Origin of the sequence: Acinetobacter lwoffii, assembly GCF_024129595.1 — a bacterium.
Lineage (GTDB): Bacteria > Pseudomonadota > Gammaproteobacteria > Pseudomonadales > Moraxellaceae > Acinetobacter > Acinetobacter lwoffii_O.
In genome coordinates this window covers 77,945-92,381 of record NZ_JAMXXS010000004.1, presented here as the reverse complement: position 1 = coordinate 92,381, position 14,437 = coordinate 77,945, and the positions used below count along the sequence as shown (strand labels likewise).

General features: G+C 44.1%; 13 protein-coding genes. 7 read left to right on the top strand and 6 right to left on the bottom strand.

All coding sequences use genetic code 11. The features are described from left to right. The first annotated feature begins 41 nt into the window (after positions 1-41). Positions 42-1,559, top strand: coding sequence for an acetyl-CoA C-acetyltransferase (locus NI466_RS04010; protein WP_005263300.1), 1,518 nt, complete (start codon positions 42-44; stop codon positions 1,557-1,559). A gap of 54 nt (positions 1,560-1,613) precedes the next feature. Here NI466_RS04010 and NI466_RS04005 read toward each other — a convergent pair whose 3' ends face one another. Together NI466_RS04005 and aceI are read right to left on the bottom strand one after the other, a co-directional pair. After that, on the bottom strand, positions 1,614-3,797 hold the full coding sequence (locus tag NI466_RS04005) for a beta-propeller fold lactonase family protein (RefSeq protein WP_191112485.1): 2,184 nt from the start codon (positions 3,795-3,797) through the stop codon (positions 1,614-1,616). Between the two features lie 175 nt (positions 3,798-3,972). Next, entirely contained in the window at positions 3,973-4,410 is a 438-nt protein-coding gene (aceI, locus tag NI466_RS04000; protein WP_191112486.1) for a chlorhexidine efflux PACE transporter AceI, read from the bottom strand. Between the two features lie 99 nt (positions 4,411-4,509). On the opposite strand from aceI, the gene aceR reads away from it, so the two are divergent. The 4 genes from aceR to NI466_RS03980 all read left to right on the top strand — a co-directional run bounded on the left by aceR (position 4,510) and on the right by NI466_RS03980 (position 8,487). Then, positions 4,510-5,400, top strand: coding sequence for an HTH-type transcriptional regulator AceR (gene aceR / locus NI466_RS03995; RefSeq protein WP_005263303.1), 891 nt, complete (start codon positions 4,510-4,512; stop codon positions 5,398-5,400). Between the two features lie 89 nt (positions 5,401-5,489). After that, positions 5,490-6,467 (top strand): transaldolase, encoded by a 978-nt coding sequence (gene tal, locus NI466_RS03990; protein ID WP_004645437.1) that lies wholly within the window; start codon positions 5,490-5,492, stop codon positions 6,465-6,467. Positions 6,468-6,542: 75 nt separating this feature from the next. Continuing rightward, positions 6,543-7,202, top strand: a complete 660-nt coding sequence (gene leuE / locus NI466_RS03985) for a leucine efflux protein LeuE (protein ID WP_129716684.1) — start codon at positions 6,543-6,545, stop codon at positions 7,200-7,202. Positions 7,203-7,311: 109 nt separating this feature from the next. Further along, on the top strand, positions 7,312-8,487 hold the full coding sequence (locus NI466_RS03980) for a benzoate/H(+) symporter BenE family transporter (protein ID WP_071850122.1): 1,176 nt from the start codon (positions 7,312-7,314) through the stop codon (positions 8,485-8,487). 39 nt (positions 8,488-8,526) lie between these two features. Here NI466_RS03980 and NI466_RS03975 read toward each other — a convergent pair whose 3' ends face one another. Then, positions 8,527-8,871, bottom strand: coding sequence for an SMR family transporter (locus tag NI466_RS03975; RefSeq protein ID WP_253172813.1), 345 nt, complete (start codon positions 8,869-8,871; stop codon positions 8,527-8,529). A 90-nt stretch (positions 8,872-8,961) separates the two neighbouring features. Then, complete coding sequence (locus NI466_RS03970; protein ID WP_253172811.1) at positions 8,962-9,948, bottom strand: alpha/beta hydrolase; 987 nt, start codon at positions 9,946-9,948, stop codon at positions 8,962-8,964. Between the two features lie 266 nt (positions 9,949-10,214). On the opposite strand from NI466_RS03970, the gene NI466_RS03965 reads away from it, so the two are divergent. Together NI466_RS03965 and NI466_RS03960 are read left to right on the top strand one after the other, a co-directional pair. Beyond that, entirely contained in the window at positions 10,215-10,658 is a 444-nt protein-coding gene (locus NI466_RS03965; RefSeq protein ID WP_004278834.1) for a universal stress protein, read from the top strand. Positions 10,659-10,793: 135 nt separating this feature from the next. Then, a complete protein-coding gene (locus tag NI466_RS03960) occupies positions 10,794-11,240 on the top strand; it encodes a universal stress protein (RefSeq protein ID WP_253172810.1) in 447 nt (148 codons plus the stop codon). A gap of 33 nt (positions 11,241-11,273) precedes the next feature. Here NI466_RS03960 and NI466_RS03955 read toward each other — a convergent pair whose 3' ends face one another. Continuing rightward, positions 11,274-11,483, bottom strand: a complete 210-nt coding sequence (locus tag NI466_RS03955) for a hypothetical protein (protein ID WP_004278836.1) — start codon at positions 11,481-11,483, stop codon at positions 11,274-11,276. 215 nt (positions 11,484-11,698) lie between these two features. Continuing rightward, complete coding sequence (gene pepN, locus NI466_RS03950) at positions 11,699-14,305, bottom strand: aminopeptidase N (protein ID WP_253172839.1); 2,607 nt, start codon at positions 14,303-14,305, stop codon at positions 11,699-11,701. Positions 14,306-14,437 lie beyond the last annotated feature (132 nt).

The following is a 14,437-nucleotide window of genomic DNA, read 5'->3' as shown; positions in this document are numbered from 1 at the left end:
GTAACCGCCAAGAAGACGATCTATTTGCCTGGTAAAGCCTTATGAGCAAAACAACTCAAGATAATCCAGCAGTCGAGAACTCTGCGACAGAAACTGTGTCAAAACCATCAACGCGTAGCAAGCGTAGCACTAAAAATCCTGATACAGCCAATGCCACAGAAAAAAGTCCGGCTAAAACCACACGTACACGCAGTACATCTGCACGTACCAAAAAAACGACTTCAAGCCAACAAGATTCAACATCTATAACACAGACTTCTGTTCAACAGGAACCAAACATGAGCCAAAATACAGTTCGCCGCGTTGCTATTATTGGTGGTAACCGCATTCCATTTGCACGTTCTAACGGTGCTTACTTTACGGCATCCAATACTGATATGTTCACAGCAGCCCTGAATGGTCTGGTTGAACGTTTTAACCTTCAAGGTCAACGCTTAGGTGAAGTGGTTGCAGGTGCTGTACTGAAACACAGCCGCGATTTCAACATGACTCGTGAATGTGTACTAAATACTGCTCTTGCACCGGAAACCCCTGCTTATGACATTCAGCAAGCATGTGGTACTGGCCTTCAAGCGGCATTTCTGGTAGCGAACAAGATTGCTCTAGGTCAAATCGAAGTAGGCATTGCAGGTGGTGTAGATACGACTTCTGATGCACCGATTGCTTTTGGTGACGGTTTACGTAAAGCATTACTTGAGCTAAATATCGCGAAAACTGCAAAAGACCGTCTGAAAGCATTGACCAAGATCAATGTGAAAGACCTGATGGATGCACCAAAAAATGGTGAACCGCGTACAGGTCTGTCTATGGGTGATCATCAGGCGATTACCACACTGGAATGGGGAATTTCCCGTGAAGCGCAAGATGAACTGGCTGCATCTTCACACCAGAAAATGGCTGCAGCGTATGAAGAAGGTTTCTTTGATGACCTGATCACACCATTCTTGGGTCTTCAACGTGACAATAACCTGCGTGCGGACTCAAGTGTTGAAAAACTGGCGAAATTAAAGCCGGCCTTTGGTAAGGGCGATGCCCGTACCATGACTGCGGGTAACTCTACGCCGCTAACAGATGGTGCTTCTTGCGTGCTCTTGGCTTCTGAAGAATGGGCGAAGGCAAATGGTCATGAAGTATTGGCTTACCTGACTTTCCAGGAAACTGCCGCAGTTGATTTTGTCGAGAAAAAAGAAGGCCTGTTGATGGCGCCTGCTTATGCCGTGCCGCGTATGCTGGAACGTGCAGGTCTGAAACTGCAAGACTTCGACTATTATGAAATTCATGAAGCTTTTGCATCTCAAGTATTGTCTACGCTGAAAGCTTGGGAAGATCCGAAATTCTGTAAAGAGCGTTTAGGTCTGGATGCACCATTAGGTTCAATTGACCGTGCAAAATTGAACGTAAAAGGCTCTTCACTTGCTGCCGGTCACCCGTTTGCAGCAACTGGCGGTCGTATCATTGCGACAGCAGCAAAACTGATTAACCAGAAAGGTTCAGGTCGCGTACTGGTATCGATCTGTGCAGCCGGTGGTCAAGGTGTAACGGCGATTATTGAAAAATAATCTGTTGACCGATCCAATTAAAAAGCCCCTCAAATGAGGGGCTTTTTTTATGTTTTAGGGATTTGGCATCGGGTTATTTTTAAAATATTCATCCACTTTGTTCCACGGTGCAGTCGATGCCACACCTTTCACCATATTCTGGTTCACACCCTGACAAAGCGCGCTGTCGGGTGTTAGGTGGAAAGCATTCACATTTGGGTCCATATAAGGAATTGAGCCTGGACGGCGCTGGAAATAGAAGTTTAACCAATCGACCATAGCTTCAAAGCCATAATTCGACATGGCCCAGGCACTATTATGCCCGCCCCAATGATGACCAAATTCATGTGCAATAATTCGATAGCCAGATAATCTGTAATGGCCATAGAACAACCATGTATCTACCCCCAAGACTGCACCCCCACCTAGACCACCACCCATATTGGTAATGCCAAGATTAATTTCATTGCGGTTAAGAATTTCTCGATAGATCCGGACATAATCTTCTGGCTGAAAGAAACCATTCGGTCCTTCTACCTGACCATGATTGCCAAAAAAATCGTGTCCCATGACTGCTTTATGGTTAAACCATAAGGTTTCAAATTCTGGAGTACTCAGCATATAGGCCAGATTGGTCATCATCATGACCCATTCCCGGGCATAGACCGGCGTAATACGGCACCATTTATTTGGCTCATCATAGGTTCCGAAATAAATTTTCCATTTGGCTTTAATCTGGTTCAGCTTTTTGACATGCTCATCAGTCTCAGAGCTAATTTTCAGATCAAAAATATTGCTTGGGTTTTGCGTGGTCTGACTCAGACCTGCCAACTGGATTGAGCCTGTGCCATCTAGCAAAGGGAAACGGGATTGATCGGTCAACTTGAGCTCAAAGCTGGCATTCGAAAATGGTGTCAACTGATCCAGCTTAGCCAGAATCACCCAGTCTTCTGAGTTTTTAATCTTGGCACGAATCTGCAAATCACGTACAGGCACAGCACTGTAACTTTGCAAATGCAGGCGATTGCCATTTAGTGTTGCCGATAAAATCTGGTCCATATAGACATGACGCTGGCTGCTATTGGTCAAGGTTTCCCATGATTCACCATCCTGCAAGACACGGCTTCTCTCGCGTGCTTTAGATTCGGTTAAAATCATAGCTTGGTTTAGCTGGGTGGATTTATTCTGTTGCAGGGTCAGCATTGGCAGAATATGAATTTTCTGATTGGCCATGTGTAGTAGATTCTGACCATAAATATAAAGATCGCTAGCCTTGGCCAGTCGACTGCTCTGGTTTTGCCCTTTTAAAATATAATCTCGGAAAGTATCTACACTTTTATTGGGTAAGATAGACTCCAAGTTAAAAGATTTTTCCCGGTAGCTTTTTACAGTTCCATCATTTCGTGATACATAGACCAAGCCATCGTTATGGCGATGCATGACTGCCGACAAATTGGTTTCTGTTAAAATGGGCGCAATATTATTTCCATTTTTCTGAATCTGATTGATATCGTGGACATAAGTCATACCATCGGGCAGACTGGTGTACAGATAGTCGCCCATGACCTCCATACGTGCATTACAGTTGCGTGCACAGCCCGGCAAGCTGAGCCGTGCAAATTTGCGGGCCTTTAAATGGTTTTGCGCAGTCACATCACTTTGACGCCAGACATTGATCCGGCCTTCAATATCAGGCACATACACGTAACGATCATCGGCAGTCACTGCATTGCTATGTACCAGCGAATAATTAAGCGCATCGCCCCACCACACACCTGTACCGAGTGCCATAATGAAGTTCGGTTGCTCGCTATTAATATCTAAAACATCAATTCGGTTCGAGCCATAATTGGCCACATACAAACGCCCTGCTTGAATTTCCAGATCATTCAGGCTATCCCATTTTTTGGCCAGACCCGAAATTTTCGTAGGATCAATCGCACTGAGTGCACGTTTTTGTTTCAAGTCATAACGTAAAATATTCGATTCGGCCTGACTATTGGTAATATAAAGGACATCGCCATTTACCACCATGGCGGTGGGATTCCAAGTTTTCAGACCGAAATTCCCTGCTGTTAATTCCGAACCTACATCCAGGACCTTAATTTCCGCAATTTTGCTCAGCTGCTCACCCGAACCTGGTGAAATTACGGGATCCGGAAGCGTCTGCTGTGGCGTACTGCTCTCACCTCCTCCACCCCCACAACCAGACATCAGCAACACGATGGACACTGACAAGACCGCGCGTCTAAATAGCATTGAATTCCCCAATAAATTTTAAAATTAAAATAAAAAATCAATGTCTTATAGCTTAATTTTCAATTGGGTTCGAGCATAAAAAATGAGGACTTGATCAAGTCCTCATCGCTGAATATTTCACCTTTCGCATTCTGAAAAGGGAGTCTGAACTGTGTGGGATTTTTTATGGCATATTTTATGATGAGATTTTCCGATAATCCGGCTGGAGCCCTAGTCTGGCTTCTAGATGATCATAAATCCACTGAAAGATAAAGGTATATACGAGAATACAAAGGGTTAGAGCTAAGTCTAGCAGAAAGGCCTGAGCCAGACTCATGTGTAAGGCATAAGCCACCATCGGAATGGTCGCCAGCATCAAACCGCCTTCAAAGCCAATTGCATGAGCAATCCGCACTTTAACGCTTCTTTTTAAACGATGTTTAGCTTCAAACTTTTCAAAATAGTGATTAAACAGCATATTCCAAAATACTGAAGTCACAGCCATAGCAATCCCGAGCGCACCTGTCACTTCAAGTGGCATATGCATCAGTGTACTTAAAAGGACAGCAATCACGACCAGTAAAATGCCTTCATATAAGGCAGCATGAATCAGTCTTCTTTTGGAAATTAACATATTAAATCAGCTCAATTCATTACATGATGCAAGAATTTTATTTCTTTAAATCTGATTATTCGAGTTAGAATCTATCAATAAAAATGAAAGATTAAAGATATGAATGTTAATCAAGAACAGCTGCTGATGTTTAAAACCGTGATGGAAACCGGTTCTTTCTCTGCGGCTGCACGTCAACTGGGCAAAGTACCTTCAGCAGTCAGCATGGCCATTGCCAATCTGGAAATTGACCTGAATCTGGAACTGTTTCAGCGTATAGGTCGTGAACCGAAACCAACTGCACAAGCGCAGGTATTGTATGAAAAAACCCAGCAGCTACTGGTAGAAATGAACCAGTGGAAACAGCATGCTCAAGCCCTAAGTTCAGGCTTGGAATCTGAATTGAATATTGTGGTAGTTTCAGAATTGCTGCATACGCGCTGGACCGATTATATTGTGTTGCTAGAACAGGAATTTCCTGCACTGCAAGTCAATGTATTCAGTGCACCTCAGGAAGATGCACATCGTATGCTGTTTGAAGGTTCAGCGCAGCTAGCCTTGATGTTTGAACGCGAACAACTGGAAACACGGGAACAGTTTGTGGAATTGAAACGTGAAGTACTGGTGGCTGTAGTCGCCAAACAGCATCCCCTAAGTCAGTTCGATCAAGTCAGTTATGAACAGATTTTGCAAAACAGGCAGATTGTGGTGGCCAGTCGGGATCGCACCATCAAGCCGGAACTACTCTTTTCACGAAATTACTGGCGCACCGACAACCACCACTCGGCTTGCAGCATGATTCAGCAAGGACTGGGCTGGGGGGTTCTGCCACTCGAAATGCTGAATGAGCAGCCACATTTGCAAGATCAGTTACAGGTTCTCAACCTGCTCGATTTCACCCCAAAGTTTGAATATTTTGTTGATCTGGTCTGGAGCAGAGAAACCCGATTAGGCACAGCTGCTCATTTTTTGATTAATCACTTGCGCAAACAACGTAAAACCGGGCATTAATCACAGAAATTCAACGACAGTCTACTTGGTAAACCGGCCATTTATGATATATAAGAAAGCATAAGCAATAACCATAGAACTAGATCGTAATGACATTAACTGCATTAAACCAATTAAAAAACTTGACGACCATTGTGGCAGACAGCAGTGATTTGAGTGCCATTGAAAAATTTCGTCCGCTTGATGCAACCACCAATCCATCGCTGATTACTGCAGCAGCAAAACAACCTGAAAATCAGGCCTTGATTGAAGCTGCTTTTCAGCAAGCCCAGCAAGAAGGCTATGCAGATGACGCTCTGATTGAACGGACTATTGATATTTTAACGGTCAAATTTGGTGTAGAAATCTTAAAACTGATTGAAGGTCGTGTTTCAACGGAAGTCGATGCTTCGCTGTCCTTTAATACTGAAGCTACCATTGCCAAAGCCAAAGAGTTACTGGCACTTTATGCGCAATATGGAATTGACTCAGACCGCATTCTGATCAAGATCGCGTCTACCTGGGAAGGCATTCAGGCAGCGAAAGCACTGGAAGAACAAGGCATTCATACCAATCTGACTTTATTGTTTGGTCAGCATCAGGCCCATGCCTGTGCTGATGCCAAAGTAACATTAATCTCGCCTTTTGTCGGCCGTATTCTGGACTGGTACAAAAAAGCTGAAGGCGTTGAGTCTTACCCGATTGAAAAAGATCCGGGTGTACTTTCGGTTAAGCGTATTTATGAATTTTATAAAGCGCATGGTATTCAGACTGAAATCATGGGTGCCAGCTTCCGCAGTATTGATCAGGTTCTAGGCTTGAGCGGCTGTGACCTGCTCACGGTAGCACCAAACCTGCTGGCCGAACTGGAAAATGATCAGCGTGAAGTGCAGGCCCAACTCTCAGCCAAAGATATTAAAGTTCAAGGTGAACTCAGCCCAATCAGCCCTGCCGATTTTGAAGCACAACTGAAACAGGATCCGATGGCCAGTGAATTATTGCAAGGCGGCATTGACGGTTTCATTAAAGCCCGTGAGCAACTGGCTGCTTTATTACGTGAAACTTTCCTGAGTACCACTGAAATTTAAAGAAAATTTAGCAAATTTCTCCAGGCCGATGTTGCTATAATGCCGCATCGGCTTTTTTGTTCATGCGAGTTTTTCGTGTTTGGTATCACAGATCTAACGACCTTTATCATTGGAACCACGTTGATTGTGTTACTGCCTGGGCCGAACTCCTTGTATGTCATGTCGATTGCTTCACGCTTTGGCATCAAAACAGGCTATATGGGCGCATTGGGGGTATATACAGGCGACCTGATCCTGATTATATGTACGGCATTGGGAGCAGCTTCTTTACTACATGCCTTCCCGGTACTGTTTATTGCACTGAAAATTATCGGAGCGATCTATCTCAGTTACTTGGGTATCAAGCTAATCATTGCGGCCTACCAGACTTTCTTTCCGGAAAAGTCATCACAACGCGTCCAGATTAAAAAAACATCTTCCGATACTACTGAATCAATTCAGCCCTTTCGTACCGCACTTACGATTAGCATCTTAAATCCCAAAGCGATTCTGTTTTATCTGTCTTTTTTTGTGCAGTTTGTCGATCCTGCCTATCCTTATCCTGCCCTGACGTTCACGCTACTGGCTCTGATCCTGCAATTGATCAGTATGACCTATCTGTCAATCCTGATTTTTTCTGGTGTAAAACTGGCTTCCTATTTCAACCAGAATTATAAAGTGACCGCCAGTTGTGTTGCTGCAGTTGGGATCCTGTTTTGCGGTTTTGGCCTTAAACTGGCGACTTCAACTTTCTAGCAATGATCGGCTTCAAACCAGTAGACCTTTGGATAAAATTGTTAAAAACATTGTGTTGATACGTGAAAAGCGTATGATTTAAACGCATTTAAAAATAGTGTCATGGATGATGCCAAAACTTTTACAAGATCTCTCCTTTCCTGCCATCATGGCCGGTTTTATTACCTGCATGATTGGTATTAGTGTTTCCGCCGTACTGGTCATTGAAGCCGCTCAAAGCCTAGGTGCTAATCAGGCACAAATTAGCTCCTGGTTATGGGCACTGGGTATAGGTATTGGAGTTTCTGGATTTTTGCTTTCCTGGAAATATCGTTATCCGATTTCAACCGCCTGGTCGACTGCCGGTCTGGCACTGGTCATTGCTTCTGCCGGTCACTATAGTCTGGGTGAAGCAATTGGCGCTTTTCTGATTTCTGGCATCCTGATTGCCTGTCTGGGATTTTTTGGAATTTTCGAGCGAATTTTCCAGTTTATTCCACAGAGTTTGACCAGTGCCATGCTGGCAGGTGTTTTATTAAAATTTGGCATCTCGGTCTTTGGCAGTCTGCAACAGTCCTGGGAATTCGTGCTTTGTGTACTGGCGATTTATCTGGTTTCCAAAAAACTGAGTACGCGCTATAGCATCGTGATTACCGTGTTAATGGCTATTGCCCTCTGTCCGTTCTTTATTAATTTTACTATTCCGCAGCTGAACTGGAGTATTGCCCAGCCGGTATGGATTACACCTGAATTTAGCCTGCAAGCTGTTTTAGGACTGGCCTTACCTTTAATGGTGATTAATCTGGCATCGCAATACCTGCCTGGCTTGGCCGTCATCAAAAGTTATGGTTATCCCCCGAAAGTAAATTCTATTCTAGGCTGGACGGGTATTACACAGACGATGTTGGCACCATTTGGCTGTTTTAGTGTCAATCTTGCCGCAATCAGTGCGGCGGTCAGCCTGGATGTCCAAGCGCATCCTGATCCGGCCAAACGTTATATTGCCGGTATGAGCTGCGGCCTGTTTTATATCCTGATGGGTTTTTTTGCTGCGACCTTGACCAGTGTACTAATGGCTTTTCCGGGGATTCTGATTACAGTATTGGCAGGCATTGCCCTGTTTGGCACCATTGGCCACAATATCGCGCTGGCTTTTCAGGACAGTCATGACCGTGAAGCAGCACTGATGACATTCCTGTTTAGCGCCTCTAATATCCAGTTTTTTGGTATTGGCTCCGCTTTTTGGGGACTGCTACTTGGTCTGATAGTTTATTTAATGTTTAAGCTTAAACCGCAAGTGGCATAAGCTTATTGTAGAAATGAGGCAGCTACCTTGTCTGCCTTTTTAATGCCCTGCAGTCTGGGAAAACAGGTTAATCACCACCACACCGGAAATGATCAGTGCAATCCCGATAAAAGCGGGCAAATCTAGCGCCTGCTTAAAGATCACATAGCCTGCGATTGCCGTAAGAACGATGCCTACTCCCGCCCAGATCGCATAGGCAATACCTAAAGGAATTACTTTAATGACCTGAGACAGCAAATAAAACGCAATACAGAATAAAATGACTACAGCCAAAGATGGCCATAATCGGGTAAAGCCTTCTGACTTCACCAGAAATGTTGATCCAGTCACTTCGGCAATAATAGCCAACGCCAACAACAAATATGCCCATGAGACAGGATTCATTTTTTAAACTCCAAACAATTTTTCAATGATTGCTGTCGGGACAAACTGACACGATCAATCTTGAGAGATTCATTTTGCACAGTTTTCTCTTCACGGGGAAAGCTGATGTAAAAAATCCAGGGTTTTGACAAAGGTTTGCTGACTTTCCTTTTTTCCCATAAAAAACTGATATTCATGAATGAGCCAGGCCTTAGACTCTGGATAAAATATTTCAGTCACAGGAACCTGCTGTTCCTTCAAAGCTTTTACAAATGGTAGCGACTGAGTATCGGTCAGGAAGTCCTTATTCCCGCCACTGATGAACACTGGCGGATAAGACGGCGTAATATACTGAATCGGAGAAATCTCCTTTAAAAACTCAGCATCATGTTTACGATCGCCGGTATAAGCCTGAATCAGGTTAAAGACCCCCCATTCGATAATTTTCATTTCCTCAGGTGCTGTGCTGGCAAATGCTTCTAAGTCATAAATTCCACAATGCAAAATTAAACCTTTAAGCTGCGCAGGTTGCAGATGAGGCTGAATACCGGATTGGTCGGCAAATACAGGATTGGTCAAAAGCGCGGCATAATGGCTGGCCATATTCGCCCCGGCAGAATCTCCGGCCAGATATAAGTTCTGGGCATCGATTTGGTAGGTGTCTGCATAGGTATCTAGAAATTTAAGTGCCTGATTGATCTGGTGTAACTGGCTTGGATAGGTCACTTGTGGCGCAAACTGATATTGTACGGATACCACGTTATAGCCCTGTGCCGCCAGCAGCTTGAAATAACCGCGTGCATGTTCTTTAGAACCTGAAATCCAGCCACCGCCATGAATCCAGACAATGGTCGGTCTTGGTCCAATACTGGCAATATTCTGCGGCTGATACAGATCCAGAGATAATTTCTGCTGCGGCACATAGGCAATATTTTGCTGCACGATAACCGCACCAGGCGCATAACGATCCATCACTTTTTGCTGCAAGCCTGTGGTCAGGTTAAAGGCACCGGCAATGACTTTACTGTTCTGTGCGGTCTGACAGCCAGAAAGAATAACTGAACCTATGAGCAAAAGATGAATGGCAAAAAACCTCAAAACAGTCCCCTATACACGATCTAAAAACAGGCTACGGCAGTTTAAACCATCCTGCTGCAAACAAGGACTATTCATGCTCTTATTTTTGATCATGAAAACTACAATTCCGAGTTTTTTACTCTGTTTTTTTCATAACTTTTACATGAAAAATATTTGTAATTTAATGAGTTTTTTCAATTTTACCGCTTTTTTGCAATTGCACCCGCCCCAGCACTGTGCTATCAATAAACCAAGCCTAAAAATCAGACAACCTGCGGAGAAAAGCCATGGCTTATCAACATATTTTAGTCCCAGTGGACGGTTCAGAAATTTCCTTTTCTGCAGTACGACATGCTGCCAAAATTGCCAAGGCATTCGGTAGTCAGCTTTCCCTGATCAGCCTGATCGCAGAAGATCCTTTTACCGAGGCTGATTTCTATTATAGCTCCTCCATCATGAAGGAATATTTTATCGAGGCACATGCCAATGCCAAAAAGGCGCTGAAAGAAGCCACTGCCATCGCAGCCGGTGAAGGTATTGAAGCGCAATCCCGTATTGTCACAGGTTTAGTCAATGCAGAGCATATTGCTGAAACCGCGGGTGAAGTGAAAGCAGACCTGATCGTCATGGGTTCTCATGGCCGTAAAGGCTTCCAGAAAATGATTCTGGGCAGCTTTGCACAGGATGTATTGGGTGCGAGTGAAATTCCCGTACTGATTGTGAAAAAATAATCCTGATGCTGCGCATCTTCAAGATGCGCAGTACTTGCTACTTTACATTTGAAATGTCTAACAAAACATGCTGTGGAGATTTAGTCGCTCAAACCACACTCCCCTTTACTGCAATAATAAATATGAGGAAGCACCATGAATAACTATGATCATCTTCTCGTAGCACTCGATGAGTCCTCGATTTCCTATGCTGCCGCAGATCATGCCCTAGAACTGGCCAAAGTATTTCATAGCCATGTCACTTTACTCAGTGTGATTGCGGTGGATCCCTTTAAGGGCGTAGATTTTTACAAAGTTGCTCCAGCAGTCACAGATTACTTTATGCATGCAGAACAAAATGCACTGGATCGTTTAAATGAACTGAAACTGAACTTTGTTCGTGATGGCATCCAGGTGACGACAAAAATCCTGCATGGCATGGCACCGTCAGAAGGCATTATGCAGGCTGCAACTGAATCCCCGACCGATATGATCATTATGGGCTCACATGGCCGTAAGGGTCTGCAAAAACTTATGCTGGGCAGTGTCGCTCAGAATGTTCTGGCACTTTCCTCTATTCCAGTCCTCATCGTCAGACAATAAGATGCTTGATCAAAGCCTGTATGATGCAGGCTTTTAGCGAAGTTTTTGATTTAACTCACTTAAGAAAATTTCAGCATCAAGCTGGCTTTGAAATACTTTTTTGTATTCTCCGACCTGCTGAATGGAATGTGGCGTGTATTGAATAGAGATTTCAAGTAAGCCATTTTCAGGATTCTTGCTGACATGTACGGCAATAATATGCTGGCTATTTAAATAAAAACCATCTTCAATTTTCACTAACATATCTTGGACAACCTCTAGTAAGCGAATCTGTAGATCCCTTTACCTAGCTTACAGCTTAATAAACAAATACTCTTTTCCGTATAATCATACTGTAACACCCTTTGGTACTTACCTAAGCCTTTAGAGAAATTCAACTGTATTTAAAGCCAGCGTTTGAAATAAACAGGAAATAAAAAACCGGATCAGGTCGATCCGGTTTTTTATGAATATTGATGTTATACGCTGAGCATACTATTGAGTGTCTCAGACACGTTTTTAGATTTAACCAGTGGCTTTAAAGTCTCAAGCTGTGCTTTCACTTCACTGCGTTGCGGTTCTGCCAAGGTATACCAGCGTGACAATACCTGTAGCAAACGTGAGCCTACAATCGGGTTTTTCTCATCCAGATATTTCGCCAGACCAATAAAATGCTGTACGCCAAAGCTCCAGGTATTGACCGGATTGGCATTCAAACCACCACTGACTGCACGGATACGGTTAGGCACCGCCAGATCATAATCTGGATGCTGGGTCAGATACGCAATGGTTTCATCTGTTGCTTTTGGATGGGCTGCCTGAACCATAAACCATTGGTCTAAAGACAAGGCTTCATCTTCAAAGCGGCTATAGAAATCGGCCAGAGCTTCTTTTGCTTGTGGTGCATCATTCCAGACTAGGACTTTTAGCGCACCCAAACGTTCAGACATATTGCCTGTGTGATATTGCTCATAAGCTAAATCAAAGGCAAATGCATCTCCCTGACGAGCCATCATCGTCAGCATGATGTTTCTTAAGGCACGCACACCCATTGCTTGTGAAAATTCAGATTGCAGATCAGGATCCAGATTGAGATAAGTTTCTTTCGCTGTTTCTCCAAAGGCACGTGCCAAGGTATGCAGCAAAGCCTCACGTTTTTCCTGAATCATGACTGGATTATAATCCTGATCAATACGGCTACCTAAATAACCTTCCGACGGAATATCAAACAGACGTGATGCCAACAGCGGATCTTTCTCAATCACATCCGGCAAGGTATTGAGCATAGCCTCGATATAAATTTCTGCAGGCTGGTCATCCAGCAAGATACGCTCGAGTAAGGTCTGAGTTGCTTGCCACTGGTTAAAACCATTCGTTTCATATTGCAACAGGAAAGCCAGCTCTTTTTCTGAATAGTCAAAGTCCAGATTCACTGGTGCAGAGAAATTACGCAGCAAGGACACCACTGGTTTTGCTGTCACACCGCTAAATTCGATCGTTGCCTCATCCTGATCAAACAGATACACGCCATCTTTCACGCCATTTTCAAAGAGTGCCTCAGAGTTCAACGTTAGCTGCTCACCTGTTTCAGCATCAAACAATGCCAAAGCGACTGGAATGGGTACTGCTTTCAAATTTGGATATTTAGCATGGGTTTTCAGGCTTTGCTTAAAGCTGAGGCGATAGATTTGGGTCTCTACATCATATTCAGCTTTTGCTTGAAGTTTAGGCGTACCCGGCTGGTTATACCAGGTCAGGAAATTTGAAAGATCCACACCTGAACCTGCTGTTAGTGCAGCCACCCAATCCTCAACCGTTACCGCCTGACCATCATGACGGCGGAAATATTCATCGGTTCCCTGACGGAATTTTTCCTTGCCAAGCAAGGTCGCCATCATGCGGTTAATTTCCGCACCTTTTTCATAAACGGTGGCGGTATAGAAGTTGTTAATTTCTACAAAATGATCCGGACGCGGTGGATGTGACAATGGGCCTGAATCTTCGGGGAACTGATGCGCTTTGAGAACTGCTACATCATCAATACGTTGTACCGCAGCCGACTGTAAATCTTCCGAGAAAGACTGATCACGGAATACGGTCAAGCCTTCTTTCAGACACAACTGGAACCAGTCACGACAGGTAATCCGGTTACCAGTCCAGTTATGGAAATATTCATGCGCAATCACCGACTGCACTCGCATGATAGCAGCATCAGTGGTGTACTCTTCATCGGCCAGCACACATGAAGTATTGAAGATATTCAGACCTTTATTTTCCATGGCACCCATGTTGAATGCACTGGTCGCCACGATCATGTAGTTATCCAGATCATAAGGCAGACCATAATGCTCCTCATCCCAGCGCATGGAATGTTTGAGCGCTTCCATGGCGATCTTGCATTTTGGAATATCTTTTTCTTCTGCGTAGATTTCCAGAGCTAAATTGCGGCCTTCTGAGGTGACATAGGAATCTTTCATCACTGCCAAATCACCAATGACACAGGCGAACAAATAGCTCGGTTTCTTGGTCGGATCCTGCCACACGGCATAGTGACGATTGGCATCGACTTCACCTGTTTCCAGCAGGTTACCATTTGCAAGCAAAACCGGATATTTCTTATCTGCTTCGACACGCGTCGTAAAGACCGACAACACATCTGGACGGTCTGGATAGAAAGTAATTTTACGGAACCCTTCTGGTTCATTTTGGGTCACAAACAGATCTGAACTGGCCTGATACAAACCTTCCAGCATCGTATTACTTTCAGGGTGGATTTTAACCACAATTTCAAGCAACACTTGATCAGGTGCATTGGCAATCACCAGTTGTTCAGCATCCAAGTGGTAGTCACTGGCATTCAGGGTTTGACCATTTAACTTAATCGATTGCAGCTCTAGATCGCGGCCAAGCAGAACCAGATCGCCAGCAGTTTGGCGCTGCATCTCCAGCTTGCTGCTGACCAGACTGTGGTCACTATAGACTTGAATATTCAGGTCGATGGAATCAACAATAAAGGAAGGTTTTTGATAGTCTTTTAAATAAATGGTTTGATCCGCTTCGATCACCGGGTTTGCCGCAATATTCATGTCCTGTCCTAATCTTTTATCGTGTTCGACATTGTTCATGTCAAAATCATACGCCAAGTTTTAAACGCTGTCTGTGCATTTGTATTGTTAGATCTAATATGGGCATTTCGTGCACCACTTTCAATGCATTCT